The following is a 24,895-nucleotide window of genomic DNA, read 5'->3' on the forward strand; positions in this document are numbered from 1 at the left end:
GTGAATCCAGAATGGTTATAACTTTTTCAAGTCGATAACAGCTAGGATTGTACAAGCGATCCGGCAAAAGCTTCATGCAGCAGCTCAAATGAGCGCACGCGCTTTTCAATATCCCGTATTCCCGTCGTGACGATCAGCTCATCGGCTTGATATTTCGCTTGAATTTCCGTCAACAAAGCATAGATTTCGTCTTTATTGCCTTTGTTAATTTGCGCTTCCGTAACTTCAATTGTATACTGTTCACCCGATTGCTTGCCGAATTCCTCTGCACTTTCCAGCGTTCCCACCGTCGCTGTTTTTCCATTGGCCAGAAGAATCTTGTACAGCTTGTGCTCGCCTGCCAAGGCTTCAGCCTCCTCGGAGGTATCAGCTACAATGACGGACAGTGCAAAAAGAACCTTTGGCACACGTCCAAGGCTATAATCGAATGACTCCCGATACGTGCGGAATGCATCCAATGCCACCTGCTCACTGCTATTGATAAATTGCGAGAAAACGTAAGGCAACCCCAAACGCGCTGCGATTCCAGCACTGTCTGCACTTGTACCCAGAACATAGATATCCGCTGGTGTTTCCGGAATCGGATTCGCCTGTAGTCCAGCCAAAGGCCCCTCCTCCGATGGGATATGATGAATGTAACGACTTACTTCATCAATTTTTTCTTCCAGAGAAGGCGCACCATGCACGTTACGCTGCAATGCCTGTGTGGACTTTGGTAATCCGCCCGGTGCGCGGCCAATGCCCAAATCTACGCGGCCCGGCGCAAGAGATGACAGCACATTGAAGTTTTCGGCCACTTTATACGGGCTGTAATGCTGCAGCATCACCCCGCCTGAGCCAATTTTAATATGCTCGGTACGTGCCAGCAAATGAGAAATGAGTACCTCTGGTGAAGAACCCGCAACCTGCTCGGAATCGTGATGTTCTGATACCCAAAAGCGTGAAAATCCCAATTCCTCTACACGCTGTGCCAGTTTAATCGTGTTGCGAAGCGCTTGTGCAGCTGTTTCACCCTCGCCTATAGGGCTTTGATCCAACACTCCGATTTTAATACTCATGTCTCCCTCTCCCGTCTATATCGAATAATTATATTCTGGTGTAATTCGTTTCAGGAATTGCTTTGTCCGTTCTTCTTTGGGGTGGTTAAACATATCGTCCGGTGTGCCTTCCTCGATGATATGACCGCCATCCATAAATACCACATGATTTGAAACATCTCGCGCAAAGCCCATTTCATGCGTAACGACAATCATCGTAATGCCTTCCTTCGCGATCTTGCGAATCACCGACAGCACCTCGCCCACCAGTTCAGGGTCCAGCGCCGAGGTCGGCTCATCGAACAAAATCACTTCCGGGTTCAGCGCCAAAGCACGCGCAATGCCGACACGCTGCTGCTGTCCACCGGATAGCTGGCTCGGATAATGATTCAGCTTCTCGCCCAGACCGACCTTTTCCAGCACTTCAATGCTGATTTTTTTCGCTTCCTCCAGCTTCACCTTGCGGACGACGACAAGTCCCTCCATGACGTTTTCCAGCGCCGTTTTGTGCTTGAATAAATTGTATTGCTGAAAGACCATGGCCGTCTTTTGCCGTAAAGCCAAAACTTCCTTTTTCGCAGGCCGCTTGCAGTTCACCGTAAAATCACCGATGCTGACTTCTCCGTCATTCGGCTTTTCCAGATAATTGATGCAGCGCAGCAAGGTCGTTTTGCCCGAACCGCTCGGGCCCAGAATAACGACGACCTCTCCTTTGTTCACGGTCAAATCAATACCTTTGAGCACCTCATGCTTGCCGAACGATTTCGTTATATTTTGCAGACGGATCATGATGCTCTACCTCCATGAAACACATTGATTTTTTTCTCTACCAACCCGGATATTCGCTCAATCAGCACCGTCAAACCCCAGAAAAGCAGAGCGGCCGCAATGTACACCTCTAAATACTTCCAGTTGGTAGATGCCAGAATTTCAGCCTGTGCCTGGATTTCTGTCACCGAAACCGTAAAGGCCAAGGTGGAGCCATGAAGCATCCCAATCACAGAATTCGTCAGGTTCGGCAAGCTCACCACGAACGCCTGCGGAAATACGATTCGTCTCAGCACTTGCCATGTCGTCATGCCGACTGCATAGGCTGCCTCGATCTGCCCCCGGTTCACCGATTGTATACCGGAACGAACGACCTCAGACATGTACGCGCCACTGGTAATGGAAAATGAAATGAGGGCAAATACCATATAGGGAACGTCTTTGGAATGAAACGACCAGACGAAATGGTTCGCTCCCGCATCAATCAGCAAAGGCAAGCTGAAATAGATAAGCAGCAAATGCATCAGCATCGGTGTACCCCGGATAAAGGTCACATAAGCGTGCGATATCTGGGACAACACAGGCAACTTATAAATTCGGGCCAGCGCCGTTATAATACCGATGACCATCCCTGCCAGTACGGAAACCACCGTAATGATTAACGTATTGGGCAACGCGGAGAACAGCCCCAAAAAGGCGGTATACATAAATCCAAAATCCAGACTCATATGCCTTTGCCTCCTTTGCTAAGACGTGGACTCCGCAGGTGCCGCACGACAAAGCCTTTTCGTTGTTCAGGCTCTTTCCGGGCGGTATCCCGATGCTCATGTCGGAGAAGCACATTTTCCAGCATCTTGAACAATTTTTGTAAAATCAGGCTGATCACCAAATAGATCAAAGACAGTGCAATATAGGTTTCAACAAAATGCTGGGTAGCCGAGCCTAATGTCTGTGATTTTCCCGTCATCTCCATCGCACCGATGGTAAACGCCAGTGAAGTATCCTTCAAATTTCCAATCACCAGATTGGAGAATACCGGAACCACAACAGCCAGTGCTTGCGGCAAAATAATGCGTGTAAAGGTCTGATATCCGGTCATGCCGACGGACTGTGCTGCCTCGATCTGTCCACGGTCTACGGCTTCCACACCTGACCGGATAATCTCCGAAATAAATGCCCCGCTATTAAGCGCGTAGGTCGCTATGGCAAACCACAATACATCCCATCTGGAGGAGTTGATATCGACCAGCTTCAGCAGCTCCGGCAAACCGTAATACACCAGAAACAGCTGGATTAAAATAGGCGTTCCGCGAAAAAAGGAAACATACACCTGAGAAACACGTTTGAGAAAAGGAATGTTATACATGCGAGGCAGCGCAACCAACAGACCGATCACCAGCCCCAATACTAGCGAGCTTGCCACAATAAACAACGTGATGTGCAAATAAGACAGCATTTTCGGGATAAAGCTAAAAACATAGTCAATATTGAACTCTCTGCTCATATACCTGCCTCCTTCCTATACATCAGCGGTCAGAATACACGGAGTACCCTGACCGCTGAAAATTCAAACCAACCTTATTTCTTGCTGCTGCCTTCCTTTTTCACATCTTCCAGAGACTTGGTAAAGTCCTCTCCGAGCCACTTAACGCTCAGCTTTGACAGCGTGCCGTCGTCCTTCACTTCCTGAATCGCTTTGTCCAGATCGTCCGCCAGACCCTGCTCATTTTTGTTCAGTACATACAATACATCCGATTGAGTCAGAGGATCACCGACGGTTTTCAGAGCGACTTCTCCTTTTTCATCCGTGTTAAAACGGTTTGCAAAGTCTGTCGTAATGGTAGCATCTATACGGCCGCTCGTTATTTGTTGCACCGTATCATTGGCTGCACCGCTCGTATACACGATGTTCAAGGCGTTCCCATGAGTTTTGTTGTACTCCTTCAGCACATAGGCCGCATTACTGGTTGGGCTGGTAAGTACCTTTTTCCCTTTCAAATCATCAATCGAATGGACCGTATTGTTATCCTTTGCTACGGCAACTCTGTTCAGGAAAATACTATACGGATTTTTGTTGAACAGATATTTGGCTTCGCGCTCCGGGTTCTTTTCCATTTGATGAGATACCATGTCAATTTTACCGGCATCCAGACTCAGCAGCAGATTGCCAAAGTCCATCGTTTTGAATTCAAATTCGTATTGAGGCAGGCGCTTATCCAGTTCCTTGATCAGTTCCACATCAAAGCCTGTTAGATTTCCGTTTTCGTCAATAAAGCACACATTTTTGAATTGAGTACCTGTGCCTACGATAATTTTCTTCACATCTCCGTTGGAACCTGATGCACTGGACGTATCGTCTGAGGAACCACAGCCTGCTATCACCAGGACCATCGCCACAACAGACAATAATGCAAACCACTTTTTCATATGAATCCCCCTCGTCTCTTGTTCTATAACAAAACAGCCTCTCGAAAGCCATCTGTCAGCGCATCTGCAAAATCCGATGTCACTGCACAATCTTCTTTGGTTGCCACAATGCTAATCTGCATAGATACACTAGCCACCTCAGGTACATGAATGCGGAACAACTTCTTATCCTTCACTTCACGGCTTACACAGATATCCGGTAAAAAGGCAATACCCGCTTCTTCCAATACCAGCTTTTTGGCCGTGACCACATTATCTACCTGAAAGGCAATATCCGGCGGCTGCTCCAGGGATTCAAAAGCTCGATGAATTCTCATCCAATCCAATGATCCGCATTCGAAGAACACCAGTGTTTCATGTTGGATATCCTGAATGCTGGCCTTGCCTGTCTTCATAAACGGATGACCATCGTATGCATACAGAGAAATAGGATCTTCATAAAAAGCAAGCGTACGAATGGCCGGATGCATCACTTTACGGACAAAACTAATGTCTACTTCACGGTTCAACAGCTTCTGTACCAGTTGATCCGTCGTAGCCGTCACAATTTTGTAGTTAACCTCCGGGTAGCGAGCGCGAAGCTGCTTTAATATTTCAGGAATGATATAATTCGACACCGATATCGTACAGCCAATTCGAATTTGCTGAGGTACTTTCTTGCGCTGTTGGAGCTTTTGCTTTCCTTTTTGCAGCACCTGCAGCATCTGCTCCGCATAAGGAAGAAACTTTCGCCCCTCCTCCGTCAGAATGGTCTGCTTGCTTTGGCGGTCAAACAGCTTGCATTCCAGCTCACGCTCCAGCGTCTGAATCCGGGCTGTGACAGAGGGCTGTGACAAGAACAACGCTTCTGCCGCCTTGTTAAAACTGCCATAATGATTCACGTATACAAAGGCTTCCATATTCTCGATATTCATACGCAAGTCCTCCAGTGAGTTTATATACACTTATCCAATATGTTAACTCGGGTTTTTTGTATCATAAAACTCACTGAACGACCTGTCAATGGAAATATTGAAAATATCTATCCCCTTAATAGCTCATTCAATTCTTTCACAGAACGGTCCAGCCGCACAGCCAATTCCTCGGATAATCCATAGGCTCCATCCGGCAGCCGTTCAACCCACTGATCCAGCGCATACACACCGCCAAGAATATGTCTTCCACCCAGCGCGTTGAGAACCGGCTTCAAGGCATAATCAATGACCAACAGGTGAGCCAGCGTGCCACCGATAAATAAAGGAAGTACAGGCTTACCCCTCAGCCCCTCCTGTGGAATCAGATCCAAAAATATCTTCAACAGACCGGAATAGGCGGCTTTATACACGGGAGAAGCCACGATGATGGCGTCTGCTGCTGCAATCAGCGCAAGTGCTGTCGTAATCTCAGGACTGTTAAAATTAGCCTGCACCAAATCCTCGGCTGGTAAGTCGGCCACATTCAGCAAAGTGGTCTCCGCTCCGGCCTGCTGCAATTGCTCGGTCGTATAGTTAATCAAGCCGTATAGACGGGATTGTGTAGACGGACTGCCTGACAGAATGACAACCTTGGACATATTTCTACCTCCTTCTGTTACGCGTCTACCTTTACTTTGGATCTAGCCGCTGTGTAACGGTTCTCTGGAATCGGCACGCCCAGGTTTTCACGAAGTGTGCTGAATTCATACTCCTGACGGTAAATACCGCGCTCCTGCAAAATTGGTACAACCAGATTTACAAAGTCATGCAGACCCGACGGCACATCAGAACCGATAATAAATCCGTCTGCTCCTTTTCTTTCAAACCACTCCTGTACCCGATCCGCCACCTGCTCAGCCGTCCCGATAAAAGCGGTTCTCGGTGTTGCCGAATGCAATGCCACCTCACGCAGGGTCAAATTTTGCTCTTTGGCCGTCCGTTTGATTTTATCCGTGCCGCTGCGGAATGCATTGCTGCCAATACCATCAAGCTCAGGGAATGGCTCATCCAAAGGATATTGTGAGAAATCATGATGATCGAAGTAACGTCCCAAATATTTTAACGCGGCCTCAATCGTCACCAGATTGGTGATCTCCTCGTACTTCTGTTCCGCTTCTTCCGTCGTGCTGCCGATAATCGGTGAAATGCCCGGTAAAATGACGATATCCTCTTCTGATCTGCCATAGCGGACCGCCCGTTCCTTCACATCACGATAAAACTGCTGTGCTTCCTCCAATGTTTCATGTCCCGTAAACACAGCGTCCGCTTCCTTCGCAGCCAGGTTTTTACCATCCTCCGAAGAACCTGCCTGGAAAATAACTGGCTGTCCCTGCCTGGAACGCCCAATATTCAATGGACCCTGCACAGAGAAGAACTCACCTTGATGATTGAGTGTATGGAGCTTTTCAGGGTCAAAGAATACGCCGCTTTCCTTATCACGAATGAACGCATCCTCTTCCCATGAGTCCCACAGCCCTTTGGTCACCTGCAAATATTCATCGGCAATCTTATAGCGCTGGGGATGCGACGGATGCTCGCCTTTGTTAAAATTAAGAGCAGAGCCTTCCAGCGGGGAAGTCACCACATTCCAGCCGGCACGGCCGCCACTGATATGATCAATGGAAGAAAACTGGCGTGCTACCGTAAACGGTTCGCTATAGGAAGTCGAAAGTGTACCGACCAGTCCGATCTGCTTCGTCACCCCGGCCAAAGCGGACAAAATCGTAATGGGTTCAAAACGGTTCAGAAAGTGGGGAATGGATTTTTCGTTAATAAACAGGCCGTCTGCGATAAATACGAGGTCAAACTTGCCTTCCTCCGCCTTTTGCGCCTGTGTTTTATAAAATTCCAAATTAACACTCGCGTCCGCAGGCACTTCGGGATGACGCCAAGTCGTCATGCTGCCCCCAACACCGTGAATAATGGCGCCAAACTTAATTTGTCTATTTTTAGCCATGACTCTTCCACCTCTCTTGAACATATTGGTTATCCTTCGGCTTATACCGTTTGATTGTAACTTTCCAGCACTTTAGCCAACTCTTCCAGATCCGGGTTAAGCAGAGCTTCATATTTGTTATCCCCACCCACCTCTACGACAGGGACATAACGAATACCATATTTAGTCTCCAGCACGTCACGCAGCACATCATTTCCGTCCACTTGAATATTTTCATACGGCTGATTTTGGGATTCCAGGTACGATTTGATCTCTCCACAAAAATGACAGCCGGTTTTACTCCACAGAACAACTTTAGGTTTGGACGACATATACATACCTCCGTGAGCTTAATGTTTATAATCCCGATGAATTAAATAAGAATTATATTTATAATGTATCCTGCTCCCCCCTTTCCGTCAATCGCTCGGCTAATAGACATCGACAATGCAACGATAGAAAATTTTAATATGCTTTCAACGGTTTATCTAAAATTAAAGTGTTCGCGTTTAAACTGACCCTGGTGCGGATATGCTTGGAATATTAGCGCACTTGCGGCAAAACGAAATGAAATGAGGTGGAGTACATGCATGATTGGGCCGAGGTTGTTACACGCACATTAATGGCTGTCGCTGTATTATTTTTAATTGCCAAAATTCTCGGGAAACGTCAGGTATCCCAGCTTTCCGTGTTCGAATATATAACCGGAATCACGATCGGGAATCTGGCTGCTACCATTCCTATGGAGCGAGAAAAAACTTGGTACTTGGGGTTTATAGCCTTGGCAGTATGGGTCCTCACAACATTTGTCATTGAAATATTGCAAATTAAAAGCAAGAAAATCAGAGATTTTACCGATGGAAAGACCACTACTCTGGTTAAAGACGGCAAAATTTTAGAGGATAATATGAGAAAGGAAAGGCTTACGCTAGATGAGCTCATGGAGCAGCTGCGGAGTAAAAATGTATTCAAGGTGTCTGACGTGGAATTTGCGATTATGGAGACCAGTGGTGAGATCAACGTGCTGCTGACCAAAGACAAACAGCCAGTGACCCTTAAGGATCTTAATATGCTACAGCTGCCGGAGCAGGAACCAACAGCCATTATTATGGATGGACAAGTCATGGAGCAGCAAATGTCATACATGGGAATTACACAACAATGGCTGGATGCAAAGCTGAAAGAAAAAAGCCTGACGGTCAAAGACGTATTTTTCGCACAAGTGGACCAGCAAGGGGAGCTGTACATTGACCAATACAGTGATAACGTACAGATGTCCAAGGCACAGGACTCTAATCAAGCTGTGCTGACGCTGCTGCAGCAATGTACAACCGAGCTGCAAAAACTGGCCACGAATTCCAGCGAACAGCAAAGGAAGCAGCTGTATGAGCTATGCTCACACAACTTGAAGGAAGCTATCCAGGAAATGCAGCCGGTAAATTCATCTAAATCCTGAGCTTATACGTATATGACATTACAATATAAGTTTGGAAACCAAAAGGGAGCGTACTATCAGCCGCATATGGCTTTGAAGACGCTCCCTTTAGCCTGTCATGATTTCATTTATGTCTACCGTAATCGAACCAGCATTTTTTCTGTGGACAACCGGGTCATCGACATTTTATGATTAATGAACCTGTTTATACTGTAAAAAAATAATCTCGTTCTACCTTGCTCACTCTTAAACCAAATGTTCTATACCACTCGGATTTCCCTTTCTCCTGTGCTACCTTGTGCAGCTCGTTATGTTTCCAATTTTTTATAGCGTCCAAGGACTCCCAATAGGAAACTGTGATACCTACTCCATTTTGGTCACGAACACTTTCCATGCCCAGAAAACCCGGTTGTTCAGCAGCCAGTTTCTCCATTTTGTCTCCCATCACTCCGTATCCGCCATCTCCTTCAGTACGTTCAGAAGTAAAGATAGCAGCATAATAAGGGGGTTGTGGCGTTTTTGCAATTGAACTCATAAGTACCTCCCAGAGATTAAATGGTTATCAGCTTTTTCTTAAGCAAGGATTTTGCAAAATCCTCAAATTCGATTATAACCACAAAACTGAGATAAAAAAAATGAATATATATGATACTATGTATGAATATATTTCATTCAATCTAGGAGGACACATGAACTTGTTGAAATATAAGGTCTTTCTTAGCGTAGTAGAAACGGGAAGCTTCACCAAAGCAGGAGAGACTCTCAATCTTACACAATCCGCAATTAGCCATGCTATTTCCAATTTGGAACATGAATTGGGCCTAACTCTTCTGATTAGAGGACGTTCAGGCATCAAATTGACCAGCAACGGACAACACCTGATTAAGCATTTCAGAGAGATCGTACAAATGAACGAGAGGCTCTATCAAGAGGTCGCTCTAATCAAAGGACTTGAAACCGGAACCGTCAAGATAGGTACGTTCTCAAGTGTGTCCATTCAATGGTTGCCCGGTATTATCCAAAAATTTAACGAGCAGTTTCCATTTATTGAACTGAAATTGCTTGATGGCCACTACCATGAAATTGAGAAGTGGATAGCTAGCGGTGAAGCTGATTTTGGCTTCGTTAATTTGCCTGCTTTAGACGTACTGGAAGTACTGCCGCTTCGAAAAGAAAGAATGCTGTGCCTACTGCCATCGAATCATATGCTTCGGGAGCAGACAGCCATACGTGTGGATCAACTCTGCGATGAACCCTTCATTATGCCTGCTTCCGGCTGCGATGACGATGTACGAAGAATTTTTTCACAGCACAAGCTTGCTCCGAAAATCAAATATGAACTGGAAGATGATCATGCCATTATGGCAATGGTGCAAAACGGCTTGGGCGTGAGTATTCTTCCGGAAATGATTTTATCTCAAAATCCTTATGAACTTTGTATTCGACCTTTGGATGGGCCATATTCACGTTCTATTGGTATCGCTGCGGCTTCTTTAAAGAATATGGCTCCTGCCGCCAAAAAGTGTATGAACTTTATTACGGAATGGATTCGCTAAAGTCTATACATCCGTTAATTCAGAGACGAATCATTACTGCCCGTCTGGCCACGGCAGAGGATTTTCAAAATCAGACCAATCCATGTTCATCTCCGTATCGTTCAGCAGACATTGATCCAGTTCCTCTTCCAGGTCCGATTGCTCCATTCCGATACCGATCATGACAATTTCGTTCATGCGGTCCCCCCATTGCTCGTCCCAATTGTCCAGAGCTTCTGGGTCGGCTGCGACAATCTCCTGCCGTTCTTCTTCCGATAACGCCGCAAGCCAGCTTCCCGCCGGTCCAAACTGAATGGATGGACCTGCCTGGCTAATGCTCGCCGCCCAATCCTGAGGTGTCGCAATCCAGACCAAACCTTTGGCGCGCACGACCTCCTGCGGCCAATAGCTCATAAATTCAGCCAGTCTGGCAGGATGAAACGGTCTTCTGCGGCGATACACAAAGGAGTGAATACCATATTCGTCCGTTTCCGGGGTATGACTATCCAGCTCCAGCTCGCGAATCCATCCAGCCGATTGACTGGCCTTGTCAAAATCAAAAAGCCCCGTATTCAAAATGTCCGAAGGAGCGACCTGTCCCTTAGTAGTACGAATGATTTTGGCTTCAGGCTGTAATTTGCGCAGCACACCCTCCAGTTTGTCCAGCTCGGCAGGCTGAACCAGATCGCATTTATTCAGAATGAGGACATCACACGTTTCAATCTGGTCAATTAGCAGATCCGAGACATCACGCATGTCGTCTTCTCCAGTAGCCTGCCTACGATCCAGCAGTGTTTCTCCCGATTCAAAATCATGCCAGAAGCGGTTCGCATCGACCACGGTCACCATGCAATCCAGTTTTGCCAAGGAGGGTAAATCAATGCCCGTTGCTTCATCAGCGTACGTAAAGGTCTGAGCGATGGGCACAGGCTCACTAATTCCTGTTGATTCAATTAAAATATAATCAAACTCGCCCTGTTCGGCCAGCTTCTTGACCTCCAGCAATAAATCCTCACGCAATGTACAGCATATACAGCCATTAGACAGCTCAACCAGTTTTTCTTCTGTTCTGGACAAGCCTCCTTCTTTTTTAACCAGTTCGGCATCTATATTTACTTCACTCATGTCATTAACAATCACCGCCACTTTCATTCCGTCCCGATTGTTTAATACATGATTCAAAATCGTCGTTTTCCCTGCACCCAAATATCCGCTCAGCACAGTTACCGGTATTGCTTTCTTATTCATTGACAGTATGCTCCCTTTGCCATTGGTTTGTTGTGTTCATATTTTTAAATCGTAATAATTACTATTAATGTCGGCATTCAGTAATATACAGCATCCCTTTTGCGTTGTCAACGATGAAGAATGTCTTGAAATAAATGATCAAACCTTATTATTATGGGTAATAACAATATTTAAAGAATAAGGTGAATGTGTTGCGATCCATTTGGCTAGGTGTGTTGGCTGCTGTGTTTTTTGCTTTTACATTTGTTCTCAATCGTTCTATGGAACTGTCTGGCGGGAGCTGGATTTGGAGTGCTTCATTGCGGTATGTGTTTATGGTGCCTATTTTACTCGTCATTGTTATGAGCCAGCAGAAGCTCAAGCCTCTTTGGCTCGTCATGAAAGAACGGCCGGGAACATGGCTGTTATGGAGCTTCATCGGATTTGGCTTATTTTATGCTCCATTATGCTTCGCATCGGCTTATTCGCCGGGTTGGTTGATTGCGGGTACTTGGCAAATTACCATTATTTCCGGTTCTCTGCTTGTGCCATTATTTACAGAGGTTGTCCAAACGGAGAACGGTTCAGTAAAGGTGCGCGGGAAAATCCCCATTCAAGGACTTATGATGTCTCTGATTATTCTAATTGGAATCCTTCTCATGCAAGTCGAGCAGTCACAATCCATTTCTACGCAAGATTTTTTATTTGGCTTCTTGCCGGTCATCATCGCCTCCTTTGCATATCCATTAGGCAATCGCAAAATGATGGAGGTCTGTGCAGGACGGTTAGATGCCTATCAACGTGTGCTCGGGATGACTTTAGCCAGCTTGCCCTTCTGGTTACTGCTTTCGCTATACGGAGTGTTCAGTGCGGGAATGCCAAGCAAGGATCAGACGATACAGTCTGCTCTGGTAGCCGTATTTTCAGGAGTGATCGCGACGGTTCTATTTTTTAAAGCAACGGATCAGGTGCGCGGAAATATGCAAAAGCTGGCGACCGTTGAAGCAACACAATCTCTGGAAGTTCTGTTCGCATTAATGGGGGAATTGATCTTTTTATCCATCCCAATTCCGTCACTTCTGTCATGGCTAGGTATGTTCGTCGTCATCCTCGGTATGGTTCTGCACAGCTATGTTGCACATCATAAGAAACCGGATCAAAGACTGATATCCAAAAAGATAGACACGGTCTAACGTATCCGTTGTTCCAATCGCTGCCCAGCCCAGATTATTTAATTCCCCTTGCCCATAATCTGCTAAAGCAAGCCGCCAATGACCAGAAACGCAAAGCAGCGATCCTCCAATTACGGGAGCATCGCTGCTTTGCTGGCTTTTTACGGTTTCTAAAGTGAACAAGACTGTCTCATTCGTAGAAAATCTTACTTTTGCGACAGCCTCATGAATACAAATTATTACCAAGCGTAAGCTTCCGGGGCCGGTTTGCCCGGGCCGGGGAAAATCTCGTTCAGCCTGGCAAGCACATCGTCAGTCAATTTGACCTCAGGCACCCGCAAAGCATCTTCCAGTTGTTCCAAGGTCCGCGGGCCGATAATGGGTGCGGTTACAGCCGGATGGGATAGCACCCAAGCCAGCGCTATCACGTCTTCCTTCTCGCCCAGCTCGCGGGACAATGCTGCAAATTGCTCCAGCTTGGCACGGTTCTGTTCCACCTTTTCTTTGGCCCGTGCACTACGGGAGCCTGTACCTGCCAACGCATTGCGTCCCAGCAGTCCACCTGCCAGCGGGCTCCAAGGGATCACACCCAATCCCAGTGCTTGAGCTGCCGGCAATACTTCCAGCTCGGCAGAACGTTCATTCAGATTGTACAGATGCTGCTCGGATACAAGACCGAGAAAACGTCGTGCCTTTGCTTCGGCCTGCGCTACCGCGATGTGCCAGCCCGCAAAATTACTGGAGCCGATATAATCCACTTGCCCCCGATCCACCACGGATTCGAACACGCCCCACAGTTCATCCCAGGAGACGTTCCGATCAATGTGGTGCATTTGATACAGCTCGATATGATCGGTCTGCAAGCGTTTCAGAGAAGCATCCAGATGACGGCGAATTTTGTAAGCAGACAAGCCTGATCCTGCATTCGGTCCGTCATTTTCATTTTTCATGTCCCCGTATACCTTCGTCGCCAGCACGACCTTCTCGCGTCTTCCGACCCCCTGCTGGAACCAGCGTCCGATAATTTCCTCTGTCCAGCCTTTGCGGTCACGACCATATACATTGGCTGTATCAAAGAAATTAATGCCCGCATCCAATGCGGCATCCATGATTTTAAACGCGTCCTTTTCTTCGGTTTCCGGTCCGAAATTCATCGTGCCCAGACATAACCGACTAACCTTCAAGCCTGACTTGCCCAAGTATGAATACTCCATACTGCCTCCCGCCTTTGCTCAAGGATTTATAAATTCCACAAAAATTGCAAAAAAAAAGACCATACCCAGTTTATTCACCAGAAAAAAGCGCTTTGAAACATTCCAAAATGCATTTTTCAGGTTGGATAGCCGTATGCAAAAAAAGCCCCACGCACTGCCGAAGCCGCAAGCGCGAGGCATCTCCCTTCATACTACCCGCCGAATGTTAAAGGAAAGTGACTTTACGGTGGTTGCCAGCGGAGCGGAGGATTTGAATCTGAAGAAGCGGAGCGTTCGCCTTTGCCACGGGGTTCTTACCTTTTCATGTCCTATCCAATCCAAGGAATCCCGTGGCAACAGCAATCGTAAGATCAAATCCTTCGCGAAGCGCCTCTTCACCCACCGTAACTCACTCTTTTTTCACAATCAAGGAATCAATTTCGTTTCTTTCGCGCGCTCGGCCATTTTTTTCGTATATTTACTGAGCGGCTTCTTAAGCACCAATCCAAACAGGAAGCACACTCCGATGAATACAAACAGCATCACTACATCTCGTGTTACCGTTGAAGGCAGCATCCCTCCTACCGTTTCCCGCAGCAGACTAACCGCATAGGTAAATGGGACGAACGGATTCAGCGCCTGAAAGAAGGGTGTGCTTGTCGCAATCGGGAATGTCCCGCCTGAACTGGAGAATTGCAGCACCAGCAGGATGACCGCCAGACCCTTGCCGATATTGCCGAACACAGAAACCAATGTATAGGTCATCGCTGTAAACACCAGACTGATCAGCATAGACGACAATACAAATGCCACTTTGGCATCCACATACGCCCCGAGCAGGAACAAATCACCGAGGGACACGCTCAGCGCCTGGAATATACCAATTGTAGAGAACGTCATAAGCCGTCCGAAATACACCTGATAGCTTTTATATTGACCTTCCGGGTCCTCCACATCTACCCTGAACATGGAGACCAGCAGCATTGCACCTACCCAAATCGATAATGTAGTGTAAAAAGGGGACATCGCAGAGCCATAGTTCGGGATCGGGTATATTCGCTCCTGCTTCAGCAATACCGGGCTGCCGAGAAAATCGCTTTCCTTCTTCACATCCCCCTTGAGTAACGCAATGGCTCGTCCCAGTGCATTTTCGCCCCTCAATTGACGAATCGTGTCTGCCGCGCGACGTATGGAATCCTCGGCAGCTGGAAGATCTGTTCTCACAAAATTAGCGACTTGATGTACCGCTTTTTCTGCCTCGGGGAACTTGTTTTCAATCAAGTCAGCCATTTGGACAAACTGTTGTTCCGCCCTCGGCAAATCATTGCGTACAAATTCCGCCGCCTGATGAATTTTACCTTTAACCGCAGGCAAATCGTTATTTACAAAGTCTGCCGCTTTGTTGACAGCAGTTGTGAACTCGCCCATGCGTCCCTGAATCGTGGTAGCCGCTTCATGCAGCTTCTGGCGGTGTTGCGGCAAATCCTGCTGGAGACGAGTCAGCTCTTGCTGACCGAATTCTGCAGCAGCCTGTGCATCATTTAATATCTTTTCAATATTCGGCAGCTGCTCTTGAGCAGTATTCAGCACATTGGCGGAATTGCGTGCAACGGTTTTGATTTGATCCAGCGCCTTTTGAATCGCGGGCGCATACTCCGTATCATAATTGCTCAAAATGCTGTCAATTCCGCTGCTAACCTCTCCGGCCAGGCGGTCTGCGTCATCCAGCAAATTTTGTGCAGGCTTCTCGCCACGCTGTATGGCATCTCCAATGCTTGTCACTGTGCTATTCAAGCGGCCGAGACGATCCTTCAGTCCGCCCACGCGGGAAATGAGCGAATCCAGAGGCTGACTCGGCAAATATCCGTTCACACGGTTCAGCAACTGGGAAATATGATCCAGCACCCCCACTGCGGTCGTCAGTCTTCCGCTAACCCGATTCGCCGCAGCCTGTGCTGCTTTAGGATCAAAATCTACCCCACGAATGATGCCTGTAATCCCGGAAACTTCATTCGCAATTTGCTGAACCAGTTGCAGGTCCTCTTTGACCAGCGTTCCAATGGAGTCGAGTGCACCCTCGTTTTTGTCCAGAAATTCAAGTAAGCCGGTTGTAAAATCCTTGCCTGTAGCTGCAATTTTCTGCACCTCCGGCAGTGCTTTCTGGGCAGCATGAATGACCTTAAGAGCCGTTTGCGTGTCCTCCAAGGCAGTGGCCAACGCGCTTTCCACCTTGCCAAAGTTTTGATCCAGCTCGACAATTCGGTCTCCGGCCTTTTGAATGTCTGGCAGTCTTTTTTGGATATCCAAAATAACCGCCGCTACCTTATCCAGCTCAGGCAAGTTTTTGTCAATTTTAAGCACCAGCTCGCCAGCGCGGTTAATTTCAGGAATCTTCTCCTTCAGGGAAATGATCTTTTGCCCCTGCGCCTTGATTTTGGGCAAATTTTGCTCCAGCTCAATCGCCTGTTTACCTAACCTGTCGATATCCGGCAGACGCTGATTCAGCTCCAGCACCCGGTTCTCAATGTTGCGAATGGTGGGCAGCTCCTCCTCGAGCTTCACCCCGGCTTCCTTTAGCTTAGTCAACACAGCCTGACTGGCCGTTTCAATAAAGTTTTGGCTAATCTGGTTCGTCAGAGAGGTGGCCCCCGAGGAGGTGATTTTCGGAGCCACCGCATTGATTTTTTCGTTTACCGCGTAATCAATCTCCGGCTTTTGCGGATTTTCCGTAAGCACGCTCGTAATTTTCTTCGAAAAATCCTTGGGGATGAGCAGGCTGGCATAATAATCACCGTCCAGCACACCTTTTCGCGCCTCTGCTTCATTCACAAACGTCCAGCCCAGCTTCTTGTTATTGTGAAGGCTATGCATAACCTCGTCGCCGATGTTTATTTTTTTCCCGTTCACCTCAGCACCCTGGTCCTGGCTCGTTACTGCAATTTTAATACCTGATGTATTCGCGTACGGGTCCCACATCGCTTTCAAATTCACCCATGCATAGACGGAAGGCAAAAGAATGATGCCAATAACTAATAAAATTCCGGTCGATACTTTGAATACATTTTTCCAGTCGGTTAAGTAGATGTGCCATATCTTCCGCAACCTCACCACTCCTTGTATGTACATTAACCTATCGTCCAGTGTTGTATGCACACGTATTGTAAACGATTTGAGTGGATGAAGCCAATCATGTGAACTTAAAAGAAGCCCCTCAAGCCTAAAGGATAGGCTCAAGGAGCTTCTTGATTTGCTGCGTTATCCATTTTTCAGTAGTCTGGCCGCCGAAAAGGCTGTACCGTGTCGCAATTTCCGTTTCTCCAGCCGTTTGTGCAGCGAACGGTTATACAAGACTTGAATGACAAAATACGAGATAATACCCAGTACCACACCGAAAATCGACATCCCGATCATAATGTGCAGCCCTCCGTGCAGCAAGTCTCTGAATACAGACCAGTTGCCATGAAACAGCTCCATAAAAGAATGCTCGTGAAGTCGACCGCCTCTGACGTGTACCGGATAATGAAATGGGTAAATCCATGCCCCAAGCTGCTTGGCGAACGGCATCAGCACAATCGGTAAAAAGGTCAGCTTGCCTACTACATTACCCACAATGGCCGCAGGCATCGAACCACCGGACAGCCGAACAATGGGATAAAACACAAGGTAAATCAGAGATGCCGTAGAAATCACAATCATCTCCAGCCCGAAGCCAATGGCAAAGCCCAAGGAGATTTTTTTGACACCACCAGGTGCACGCAACAGCTTGATAAAATTCAGACGAATCGCCCGCCATATATTTTGGAACATATTATATTTCTTCTTCGATTTATGAGATTTGAGTCTGTTCGGATTGAGCTTTATCAATAGGAGGACTCCTTTAACAGTACTATTCAAGTTCGGGAATGAGGTTAACAGCTCCCCTTCCTTACTTATGTTTATACTGTCATTATAACCCTCAGCGGTTGAAAAGCAATGCTATTCGACCTGTTTCCTTTTTTAGGACAAAATTCGCCTGTTGACATCGTTTTCGAGAGGTGCAATATCCCAAATCTCCGCTGCGTACTGCTGAATTGTGCAATCACTGGAAAATTTGCCGGAGTGAGCCATGTTCACAATGGCACGCCGCGCCCACTCGGACGGATTCCGGTACACTTGCTCCACATGAACCTGCGTTTCCACATAGGCTGCGAAGTCCTTGAGCACAAAGTATTCATCATTATGATCAATTAGGGATTGATAAATGGCCTCAAATTCTCGTTCATGCCGTGTAAAAGGAGCATCGTTCACCAGTTGATCCAGCACTTCGCGCAGTCTTTCGTCACTGTTGGCTGTTTTACGCGCTGAATATTGGCCGTCCTGAACATACGCCTCAATCTGATCCACCTTTAAGCCAAAAATGAACATGTTGGCATCGCCCACCATATCATGCATTTCAACATTGGCTCCATCCAATGTACCCAGGGTGAGTGCACCGTTCATCATAAATTTCATATTTCCTGTGCCTGAAGCTTCCTTGCCTGCCGTAGAGATCTGCTCACTGACATCTGCTGCAGGAATGATCAGTTCCGCCAGCGAAACTGAATAATTTTCGAGAAAAACCACTTTCAGCTTGTCCCTGACATCCACATCCCGATTAATCGTATCCGCCACATTGTTAATCAGTTTAATCGTCTGCTTGGCAAGAAAATAGCCTGGAGCTGCTTTAGCCCCAAAAATAAACGTGCGTGGCACCATATCCAGCGAAGGATTATTTTTAAGCTGGCTGTACAAATGCATCACATGCAAAATGTTAAGCAGCTGTCGCTTGTAGCCATGCAGCCGTTTGACTTGTACATCAAAAATCGAAGACGTATCCAGCCGGACACCGTATTTAGCAAATATATGATCGGCAAGCTTTATTTTATTATTTCGCTTAATCGTCTGAATCCGCTCTTGGAACGACTCGTCCCCACTGTAACGAAGCAGGTCGATTAACTCACGTGGACGAGTTCTCCAACGTGTACCGATCGTTTCATCATACAAGCTTGCCAGTTTGGGGTTCGCGTGCATCAGCCAACGACGATGAGCAATTCCGTTCGTTTTATTGTTAAAACGACCAGGGTATAGCTCGTTAAACGACTTCATTTCCCGTTCCTTCAAAATGCGTGTGTGCAACGCCGCTACCCCGTTAACGCTGTAGCTGCCGACGATAGCCAAATGGGCCATGCGGATTTGTTCACCGTGAATAATCGCCAGCTGTCCAATTTTGATGTCCTGGCCTGGATAACGCTCCAGCAGCATAGCGCAATAACGCTTGTTAATTTCTTCAATGATTAAACAAATACGAGGAAGCAGCTCCCGCACCATATTGACAGGCCATTGCTCCAAGGCTTCGCTCAATATCGTATGATTAGTATACGAAACCGTCCGCGTCGTGATATCCCATGCTTCGTCCCAGCCCAAGCCCTTCACGTCCATTAGAATACGCATCAGCTCGGGTATCACCAGCGTTGGATGTGTGTCGTTAATGTGCAGCGCAATTTTGTCAGGCAACTGGCTGTACGGTAAACGAAGCTTCTCGAACGTACGCAAAATACTTTGCAAGCCGGCCGAGCACAAAAAGTACTGCTGCTTCAAGCGAAGCAGCTTGCCCTCATAGTTGGAATCATCCGGATAGAGAAAGGCCGAGATGGACTCTACCGAGCGGTTATAGTCGAGAAAGCGGTAGTAGCCGCCCTCGCCCCGAATCGGGCCTCGAACGGGGTCGAGCGCTGATTCCGCGCTCCAAATCCGCAGCGTGTTCACCTGCGCGTGTCCATAACCCACCAGCGGAATATCATAGGGAACTGCCCAGACCGTTTCGGCATCCTGAGTCTCGAATACGAGACGACCAGCCTGTTCACGAGCCTCTACCCGTCCCCAAAAGTGAACTTCGACCTTCTTGTCAGGACGGCGTTCCTCCCAGACATTGCCCTTTTGCAGCCAGTAATCCGGCAGTTCCACCTGATTCCCGTCTACAATCCGCTGCTCAAACAGACCGTACTTATATCGGATGCCGCAGCCATGTCCTGCATAGCCGAGGGATGCCAGCGAATCCATAAAGCAAGCGGCCAGACGACCGAGACCGCCATTTCCCAACCCGGCGTCTGCCTCCTGTTCTTCGATTGCTTCCAAGTCCCAGCCCAGTTCTCCCAGTGCTTGCCGAACCATGTCCAATACACCCAAATTCAGCAAATTGCTGCCCAGCAGACGGCCTATCAAAAACTCCAGTGAAAAGTAATAGACTTGCTTCTCTTGTCCTTCTTTATAGGCTTGGTTCGTATCCGCCCACTTCTTGCCGACCTGTTCGCGGATCATACCGCCCAAAACCTTGTATACGTCTTCCGCCTGAGCTTCCTGCATCGGTTTGCCCAGCCTTCCAACCAGTTGCTCTCGAAAAGCCTGCTTAAAAGCTTCTTTATTGCTGAACAAAGGTGTAACCTCCTGTATTTCGGTTTTAAATGCACAATATATCCCTTTAAATGGTGCTGTTCTTGGCAATGACATAGGGAGCCTTAATGTCTCCAATCAGAGTCCGTTCCGGTGAAATCTCTACATCCTTATCCAAAATAACATTCTCGACAATGGCGCCTTTACGAATCGTGCATTTTTGCATAATAATCGAGTTGCTTACCCTCGCGCCCTCCTCTATCCGTACCCCGCGAAAAAGAATGCTATTCTCAACCTTGCCTCCAATCGTGCAGCCATTGGCGACAAGCGAATGCTCCACCTCGGCGCTGTGAGTGAAGCGGGTCGGGGCTTCGTACTTGATTTTGGTGTGCACCGGCTGATTCTGGAACAGCGCTTGATACTGCTGCTGATCCAGCAGCCGCATACTATTTTTATAGTAACTCTCGATGGAATTAATGACCGCATGATACCCTTCATAAGGATAAGCGTAAATGCGCAGTCCGCTTGGATTTTTCTGAATCGCATCCCGGAAGAAATGATTATCCTGATGGGCAATGCAATGCTTCACCTGATCCAGATACAAGCTTTTGTCCATTACGAATATTTCCAGATAAATATTATGATGATCCTGCTCCTGGTGAATACCGGTCACTCGTCCGTCCTCAGCAATCTCCAGGCGTACGCAAGGCGCATGCTCAGCTTCTAGCTGCTCTATCGCTTTGTAGACAAGGGTGACGTCTGCATTCTTTTCCCGATGATAACGGTATACATCCTCAATATCTACCTTGTTGACATGCTGTGTTCCTGCGTGTATAACGGTCTGCCCGGCTGAGCGATGGAAAAAGTCCAGGTTGTTGTGCACATGCTGCAAATCCCCGCGTGAACCATCCGTCGGATCATTCCAATCCGGCGGCAAAATAAACAGCCCGCCTCGTCTGCGATCTAAATCCCAGGGTCGGCCTTCACCCAAATGATCCAGCAGCGAACGGTATTTGCGGCGGACGAATAGTGCAATATCATGCACCCCTGCATGCATCATGTTGGACAAGGTAAAATCAATGAGCCGGTATCGACTGGCAAAGGGAACTGCGGCCCCGCACCGGAAATAGGTCAACTCCTTCAACTGATCCAGTTCGTGATCCAGATTGATAACTCCAATGAGTCGGCTCATAGCGGACACCGTCCTTATCCGGGTTATATTCGTGCATGAAGCTTGCATTCCTGATCGAACAAAATAATCTCATCCGGGCTATCCTCAGAACCGATAACCATGTTGTCATCAATCATCATGTTTTCGTTCACGATAGCCCGATGAATACGAACATTGCGTCCAATTTTTACATTCGGCATGATGACGGACTCGGTAATAACGCTGCCTCCGCCCACTTCGACTCCATAAAATAGCACGGAATGCCTTACTTCTCCGTCCACCATGCAGCCTTCATTGACGATGCTGTTTTTCAGGATCGCTCGTTGGGTGATGTACTGAGCCGGTTGATTGGGACTGCGGGTATAGATACGCCAGAAAGGGTCATTCAAATCCAAAGGCGGGTCCTGAGCCAGTAAATCCATATTAGCCTCCCACAAGCTTTGAATCGTACCCACATCCTTCCAGTACCCGGCAAACGGATAGGCATACAGCGACCGTCCATGCTGGAGCAGCATTGGAATAATGTCCTTGCCAAAATCATGCGAGGATTCAGAATCGCTTGCGCTTTCCAGCAGATAGCGACGCAGTATCTCCCATTTGAACAAATAAATGCCCATCGAGGCCAATGTACTTTTTGGCTGTTCCGGCTTCTCCTCAAAGTCGTATATTTTCAGATCATCATCCGTGTTCAGGATCCCGAACCGTTTGGCTTCCTGAATCGTGACGTTGATGACAGAAATCGTGCAGTCTGCTCCCTTTTGCTTGTGATAGTCAAGCATGCGACTGTAGTCCATTTTATAGATGTGATCGCCTGACAAAATCAGGACATGCTCCGGGTCATATTGATCCAAAAAATGCAGGTTACGGTAAATCGCATCCGCTGTACCTCTATACCAGTTATTTCCGTTTTCTTTTTCATGCGGAGGCAATACGAAAACTCCTCCATCCAGGCGATCCAAATCCCAGTCGCTGCCTACGCCGATGTACGAATGAAGCACCAACGGTTCGTACTGGGTCAATACGCCTACCGTGTCGATACCAGAATGGGCGCAACTGCTAAGGGGGAAATCAATGATGCGGTAGGTTCCTCCGAAAAATACAGCCGGTTTGGCAAGTGTCCGGGTCAGTCCTTTGAGTCTTTTGCCCTGTCCTCCGGCAAGCAGCATGGCCACCACTTCCTTCTTTCTCATCACAAAGACCTCCCTGTCATGTGCGTCTGAAGCAATTGCGGCAGGATATTGGGATCATATCCATTAAACGTGAATAGACACTCGTAATCGTTTCATTGTCGATGGAGCGGGTAAGATTTCATGTAAAGGGTAAAATCATAGTTATGCGGAACGAGCGCAGGGAAGCACTAAATTGTAAAATCTCGTTCATCATTTCACATTTTGGATCATTTTACATCATTGCTGTATAACAGCATGATCATGAAGGAGGTGTTATTCATGAAAAATAAAAAATGGGTGGTAGCCGCATTGGGAATAGGTGTTACGTATCTGATGAGAAATAAAGGGGCACGCGATAAGGTGCTAAACAAGGTACAGACATTCGTCAACCGCGCGAAAATATCTACAAAATCTTAAAGCTTTAAAACAAGAAAAAACCGAGCCTCTCTGCGTGGATTTATTCAGGGAGGCTTTGCTCTGTCCGAGGCCATATCGGTAGACGGTCAGGCATTCTCCTTGCGTTTTTCTACTTCCATGATATGTTCGACGGTAAAGGTTCGATGCTTCCATTCAGAGGAACGGTAGGCTTGCAAAAGTCCTGAGGCATGAATTTGCTCTTTGTCCACCTGCTTAAAGGTATGAGTAATCCCCACCTTGCCTTTAAAAGGAAAAAGAGAGAGACCCACCGTCTGATTCGATAACCATTCGGCCCGAACCCGTCCGCCTTCATGGCGAACAGCCGGGAAGCTCAAACCATCAGCAAACCATTCATAATCTGCCGCAGGTGTCCCTGGCTCCCGGCTGCACAAAAACAGACTCAATTCGTCGCAGAACAACATTCTGCGCACATCCGTACGCACCTGATGATCGAAGGTGATGCCACCCGCCAGCTCCTGTTTGAGCCTTTGTCGCCGCTGTTCCTCCGCCTCCAGATAAGCACGCGTAAGCTGCTTGTCCTGAGCGTTTTCATGCTCGGTCCGTCCGACCAGCTCCTTGTACATCAAGCTGCACAGCAGCGCGGCATACGAATTCACTTGCTCCACTTCATCAATCCCAAGATGATAAAAGACAAACCGAGAACTGAGCGGAAAATCAATAAACGTATAAGGTGCGGATACATGATCATTCCAGAAAGGAGCAGCGTCCAACTTAATCCAACCCCGGTCATGCTCCTTGGCTGCATATACAAAATCCTGCTTGTGCCGTCTATTCTTGAAGGCACTCTCTTCCCATTGTGAAGCCAGTTCACCTGAAATGTGGGCATGGTCATGCTGCGTTGTCATTACATAAGCTTGGTCCGTTTCATAAATAACCATATGCTCTCCCCTTCCGTTTGGCAATTCATCTGATATGTGTACAAACTTTCTGATCGAAGGACATGGTTATACTTACATTCATTATATCAGGATAAGGATAAAAAGGCAGTGAAGTTTTAAAGGCTCACACATACAATATCTTCTAAAGAATTTACGAAAAAGACTATCAGATGGTACGATAAGACTATTGATGTTCCAATCATTACCTATGCACCTAGATCAGGAGGATTACAAGATGGAAGAATTAGTTCGTTCGATTCAAAAACAGGTTCGAATCAAAAGAGTTGCCTGTTGGGCGGGGATCATTATGTTCGGTCTTGGCACGTTAGTTGGCATTGCGACACAAGAATGGTTTATGATGCTCCTTTCGCTTGGGCTGACCGTTCTGGCGGTCTATGGATTAACCCAGATGAGTGGTATGACAAAGTATGCCTCGGAGTATCAACCGGGAAAAGGGTTCCGTTACTATCGCCGTACCGTTCAACAGAAACTGCGTTATCTTACTTGGGGGCAATGTATTTTGGCCGTATTTATCGTCCTGCTTTTCTTCTTGCAAAACGGCGGGCTCATCCCTTTTCTCATGGCCGTTTTTGGTATACTAACCATTCAGTTCAGCATTAAGAAACGGATTAAAAATCATCAGGAACCCGATGCTGCTGTGTTGGATGATTTTGTACGCATGGGGATTGTTGCTGCGCATGAACAGATTATTGGAGTGTACAAAGATTTTGTACATCTAACCCATACGTTTCGAGGAAACCAGATTATTATCGTTACAGACAAACGTCTGATTTCGGTATTTGTGGAAGAACACGGGCGTGCGTTAAAAACCGAGATGCTGCTTGCAGGTATAAACAAGGTGCGGGCAATTGGCACGGGCTTTCAGGGCCAAGGTTTATTACTGTCCGTAAGCAACCGCGACCATAACGAACTCCATATTCATATGGTCGGGAAAAGTATTTTCTTTTCTCCAGAGCAATTCATCAGTTCCTTATTGCGGGCACTGGATGCAGCACTAAAAAGTGGGACATACCCTGCAAAAGAAGCATTCCCAGCTTACCAACAAACGCGAATTTCATTGCACCCCTCAGAACAAGGTCTCCTGCATAAGCCAACAATGGCTTAAATAAACGCCAAATAGCAAGCAA

23 protein-coding genes are annotated in these 24,895 nt (G+C 47.3%); 5 read left to right on the forward strand and 18 right to left on the reverse strand.

All coding sequences use genetic code 11. The features are described from left to right. Positions 1-41: 41 nt before the first annotated feature. From KQI_RS0107730 to KQI_RS0107770, 9 genes are all read right to left on the reverse strand, one after another. Positions 42-1,058 carry an LLM class flavin-dependent oxidoreductase gene (locus KQI_RS0107730; RefSeq protein ID WP_010346193.1) on the reverse strand — a complete coding sequence of 339 codons (1,017 nt, stop codon included), beginning with the start codon at positions 1,056-1,058 and terminating at the stop codon, positions 42-44. A gap of 15 nt (positions 1,059-1,073) precedes the next feature. Then, positions 1,074-1,826, reverse strand: a complete 753-nt coding sequence (locus KQI_RS0107735) for an amino acid ABC transporter ATP-binding protein (RefSeq protein ID WP_010346194.1) — start codon at positions 1,824-1,826, stop codon at positions 1,074-1,076. After that, complete coding sequence (locus KQI_RS0107740; protein WP_010346195.1) at positions 1,823-2,533, reverse strand: amino acid ABC transporter permease; 711 nt, start codon at positions 2,531-2,533, stop codon at positions 1,823-1,825. Before KQI_RS0107740 ends, KQI_RS0107735 begins: the two co-directional genes overlap by 4 nt. After that, positions 2,530-3,309 carry an amino acid ABC transporter permease gene (locus tag KQI_RS0107745; protein ID WP_010346196.1) on the reverse strand — a complete coding sequence of 260 codons (780 nt, stop codon included), beginning with the start codon at positions 3,307-3,309 and terminating at the stop codon, positions 2,530-2,532. The genes KQI_RS0107740 and KQI_RS0107745 overlap by 4 nt, the downstream gene beginning before the upstream one ends. A 74-nt stretch (positions 3,310-3,383) precedes the next feature. Beyond that, positions 3,384-4,232 (reverse strand): transporter substrate-binding domain-containing protein, encoded by an 849-nt coding sequence (locus KQI_RS0107750; RefSeq protein ID WP_010346197.1) that lies wholly within the window; start codon positions 4,230-4,232, stop codon positions 3,384-3,386. A 23-nt stretch (positions 4,233-4,255) separates the two neighbouring features. Further along, positions 4,256-5,146, reverse strand: coding sequence for a LysR family transcriptional regulator (locus KQI_RS0107755; RefSeq protein ID WP_010346198.1), 891 nt, complete (start codon positions 5,144-5,146; stop codon positions 4,256-4,258). A gap of 107 nt (positions 5,147-5,253) precedes the next feature. Then, on the reverse strand, positions 5,254-5,784 hold the full coding sequence (gene ssuE, locus KQI_RS0107760; RefSeq protein WP_010346199.1) for an NADPH-dependent FMN reductase: 531 nt from the start codon (positions 5,782-5,784) through the stop codon (positions 5,254-5,256). Positions 5,785-5,801: 17 nt separating this feature from the next. Continuing rightward, positions 5,802-7,142 (reverse strand): LLM class flavin-dependent oxidoreductase, encoded by a 1,341-nt coding sequence (locus tag KQI_RS0107765; RefSeq protein ID WP_010346200.1) that lies wholly within the window; start codon positions 7,140-7,142, stop codon positions 5,802-5,804. Positions 7,143-7,183: 41 nt separating this feature from the next. Next, complete coding sequence (locus KQI_RS0107770; protein WP_010346201.1) at positions 7,184-7,453, reverse strand: glutaredoxin family protein; 270 nt, start codon at positions 7,451-7,453, stop codon at positions 7,184-7,186. 254 nt (positions 7,454-7,707) lie between these two features. Here KQI_RS0107770 and KQI_RS0107775 point away from each other — a divergent pair, with 254 nt between their 5' ends. Then, positions 7,708-8,577, forward strand: coding sequence for a DUF421 domain-containing protein (locus tag KQI_RS0107775; RefSeq protein ID WP_010346202.1), 870 nt, complete (start codon positions 7,708-7,710; stop codon positions 8,575-8,577). A 184-nt stretch (positions 8,578-8,761) separates the two neighbouring features. Here KQI_RS0107775 and KQI_RS0107780 read toward each other — a convergent pair whose 3' ends face one another. Beyond that, complete coding sequence (locus KQI_RS0107780) at positions 8,762-9,091, reverse strand: antibiotic biosynthesis monooxygenase family protein (RefSeq protein WP_007430200.1); 330 nt, start codon at positions 9,089-9,091, stop codon at positions 8,762-8,764. A 154-nt stretch (positions 9,092-9,245) separates the two neighbouring features. Here KQI_RS0107780 and KQI_RS0107785 point away from each other — a divergent pair, with 154 nt between their 5' ends. Next, positions 9,246-10,112 carry a LysR family transcriptional regulator gene (locus KQI_RS0107785; RefSeq protein ID WP_029390067.1) on the forward strand — a complete coding sequence of 289 codons (867 nt, stop codon included), beginning with the start codon at positions 9,246-9,248 and terminating at the stop codon, positions 10,110-10,112. Positions 10,113-10,145: 33 nt separating this feature from the next. Here the strand turns inward: KQI_RS0107785 and KQI_RS0107790 are convergent, their stop codons facing one another. After that, entirely contained in the window at positions 10,146-11,339 is a 1,194-nt protein-coding gene (locus KQI_RS0107790) for a GTP-binding protein (protein WP_010346204.1), read from the reverse strand. A 191-nt stretch (positions 11,340-11,530) separates the two neighbouring features. Here KQI_RS0107790 and KQI_RS0107795 point away from each other — a divergent pair, with 191 nt between their 5' ends. Beyond that, positions 11,531-12,511 (forward strand): DMT family transporter, encoded by a 981-nt coding sequence (locus KQI_RS0107795; RefSeq protein WP_029390068.1) that lies wholly within the window; start codon positions 11,531-11,533, stop codon positions 12,509-12,511. Positions 12,512-12,729: 218 nt separating this feature from the next. Here the strand turns inward: KQI_RS0107795 and KQI_RS0107800 are convergent, their stop codons facing one another. The 6 genes from KQI_RS0107800 to KQI_RS0107830 form a co-directional block, all read right to left on the reverse strand. After that, entirely contained in the window at positions 12,730-13,704 is a 975-nt protein-coding gene (locus KQI_RS0107800) for an aldo/keto reductase (protein WP_010346207.1), read from the reverse strand. A 405-nt stretch (positions 13,705-14,109) separates the two neighbouring features. Then, on the reverse strand, positions 14,110-16,785 hold the full coding sequence (locus tag KQI_RS0107810; protein ID WP_010346208.1) for a YhgE/Pip domain-containing protein: 2,676 nt from the start codon (positions 16,783-16,785) through the stop codon (positions 14,110-14,112). A gap of 153 nt (positions 16,786-16,938) precedes the next feature. Next, complete coding sequence (locus tag KQI_RS0107815) at positions 16,939-17,490, reverse strand: DUF2062 domain-containing protein (protein ID WP_029390069.1); 552 nt, start codon at positions 17,488-17,490, stop codon at positions 16,939-16,941. A 189-nt stretch (positions 17,491-17,679) separates the two neighbouring features. Next, a complete protein-coding gene (locus tag KQI_RS0107820) occupies positions 17,680-20,133 on the reverse strand; it encodes a glycogen/starch/alpha-glucan phosphorylase (RefSeq protein ID WP_010346210.1) in 2,454 nt (817 codons plus the stop codon). A 46-nt stretch (positions 20,134-20,179) separates the two neighbouring features. Further along, positions 20,180-21,283, reverse strand: a complete 1,104-nt coding sequence (gene glgD, locus KQI_RS0107825; protein WP_010346211.1) for a glucose-1-phosphate adenylyltransferase subunit GlgD — start codon at positions 21,281-21,283, stop codon at positions 20,180-20,182. A gap of 23 nt (positions 21,284-21,306) precedes the next feature. Further along, complete coding sequence (locus tag KQI_RS0107830; RefSeq protein ID WP_010346212.1) at positions 21,307-22,452, reverse strand: glucose-1-phosphate adenylyltransferase; 1,146 nt, start codon at positions 22,450-22,452, stop codon at positions 21,307-21,309. A gap of 258 nt (positions 22,453-22,710) precedes the next feature. On the opposite strand from KQI_RS0107830, the gene KQI_RS28760 reads away from it, so the two are divergent. Continuing rightward, positions 22,711-22,848 (forward strand): hypothetical protein, encoded by a 138-nt coding sequence (locus KQI_RS28760; RefSeq protein ID WP_010346214.1) that lies wholly within the window; start codon positions 22,711-22,713, stop codon positions 22,846-22,848. Positions 22,849-22,934: 86 nt separating this feature from the next. Here KQI_RS28760 and KQI_RS0107840 read toward each other — a convergent pair whose 3' ends face one another. After that, positions 22,935-23,747 (reverse strand): DUF3891 family protein, encoded by an 813-nt coding sequence (locus KQI_RS0107840; RefSeq protein ID WP_010346215.1) that lies wholly within the window; start codon positions 23,745-23,747, stop codon positions 22,935-22,937. 235 nt (positions 23,748-23,982) lie between these two features. Here KQI_RS0107840 and KQI_RS0107845 point away from each other — a divergent pair, with 235 nt between their 5' ends. Continuing rightward, positions 23,983-24,873, forward strand: a complete 891-nt coding sequence (locus KQI_RS0107845) for a hypothetical protein (RefSeq protein ID WP_010346217.1) — start codon at positions 23,983-23,985, stop codon at positions 24,871-24,873. Positions 24,874-24,895 lie beyond the last annotated feature (22 nt).

Origin of the sequence: Paenibacillus peoriae KCTC 3763, from assembly GCF_000236805.1 — a bacterium.
In the GTDB taxonomy this organism is placed as follows: Bacteria; Bacillota; Bacilli; order Paenibacillales; family Paenibacillaceae; genus Paenibacillus; species Paenibacillus peoriae.

Excerpts from the sequence above, each read along its gene's own strand:
- KQI_RS0107775 (WP_010346202.1), top strand. The coding sequence starts at position 7,708 with ATGCATGATTGGGCCGAGGTTGTTACACGCACATTAATGGCTGTCGCT.
- KQI_RS0107840 (WP_010346215.1), bottom strand. The coding sequence starts at position 23,747 with ATGGTTATTTATGAAACGGACCAAGCTTATGTAATGACAACGCAGCAT.
- KQI_RS0107790 (WP_010346204.1), bottom strand. The coding sequence starts at position 11,339 with ATGAATAAGAAAGCAATACCGGTAACTGTGCTGAGCGGATATTTGGGT.
- KQI_RS0107735 (WP_010346194.1), bottom strand. The coding sequence starts at position 1,826 with ATGATCCGTCTGCAAAATATAACGAAATCGTTCGGCAAGCATGAGGTG.
- KQI_RS0107740 (WP_010346195.1), bottom strand. The coding sequence starts at position 2,533 with ATGAGTCTGGATTTTGGATTTATGTATACCGCCTTTTTGGGGCTGTTC.
- KQI_RS0107845 (WP_010346217.1), top strand. The coding sequence starts at position 23,983 with ATGGAAGAATTAGTTCGTTCGATTCAAAAACAGGTTCGAATCAAAAGA.
- KQI_RS0107780 (WP_007430200.1), bottom strand. The coding sequence starts at position 9,091 with ATGAGTTCAATTGCAAAAACGCCACAACCCCCTTATTATGCTGCTATC.
- KQI_RS0107745 (WP_010346196.1), bottom strand. The coding sequence starts at position 3,309 with ATGAGCAGAGAGTTCAATATTGACTATGTTTTTAGCTTTATCCCGAAA.
- KQI_RS0107750 (WP_010346197.1), bottom strand. The coding sequence starts at position 4,232 with ATGAAAAAGTGGTTTGCATTATTGTCTGTTGTGGCGATGGTCCTGGTG.
- KQI_RS0107815 (WP_029390069.1), bottom strand. The coding sequence starts at position 17,490 with ATGTTCCAAAATATATGGCGGGCGATTCGTCTGAATTTTATCAAGCTG.
- KQI_RS0107785 (WP_029390067.1), top strand. The coding sequence starts at position 9,246 with ATGAACTTGTTGAAATATAAGGTCTTTCTTAGCGTAGTAGAAACGGGA.
- ssuE (WP_010346199.1), bottom strand. The coding sequence starts at position 5,784 with ATGTCCAAGGTTGTCATTCTGTCAGGCAGTCCGTCTACACAATCCCGT.
- glgD (WP_010346211.1), bottom strand. The coding sequence starts at position 21,283 with ATGAGCCGACTCATTGGAGTTATCAATCTGGATCACGAACTGGATCAG.
- KQI_RS0107755 (WP_010346198.1), bottom strand. The coding sequence starts at position 5,146 with ATGAATATCGAGAATATGGAAGCCTTTGTATACGTGAATCATTATGGC.
- KQI_RS0107730 (WP_010346193.1), bottom strand. The coding sequence starts at position 1,058 with ATGAGTATTAAAATCGGAGTGTTGGATCAAAGCCCTATAGGCGAGGGT.
- KQI_RS0107830 (WP_010346212.1), bottom strand. The coding sequence starts at position 22,452 with ATGAGAAAGAAGGAAGTGGTGGCCATGCTGCTTGCCGGAGGACAGGGC.
- KQI_RS0107800 (WP_010346207.1), bottom strand. The coding sequence starts at position 13,704 with ATGGAGTATTCATACTTGGGCAAGTCAGGCTTGAAGGTTAGTCGGTTA.
- KQI_RS28760 (WP_010346214.1), top strand. The coding sequence starts at position 22,711 with ATGAAAAATAAAAAATGGGTGGTAGCCGCATTGGGAATAGGTGTTACG.
- KQI_RS0107765 (WP_010346200.1), bottom strand. The coding sequence starts at position 7,142 with ATGGCTAAAAATAGACAAATTAAGTTTGGCGCCATTATTCACGGTGTT.
- KQI_RS0107770 (WP_010346201.1), bottom strand. The coding sequence starts at position 7,453 with ATGTCGTCCAAACCTAAAGTTGTTCTGTGGAGTAAAACCGGCTGTCAT.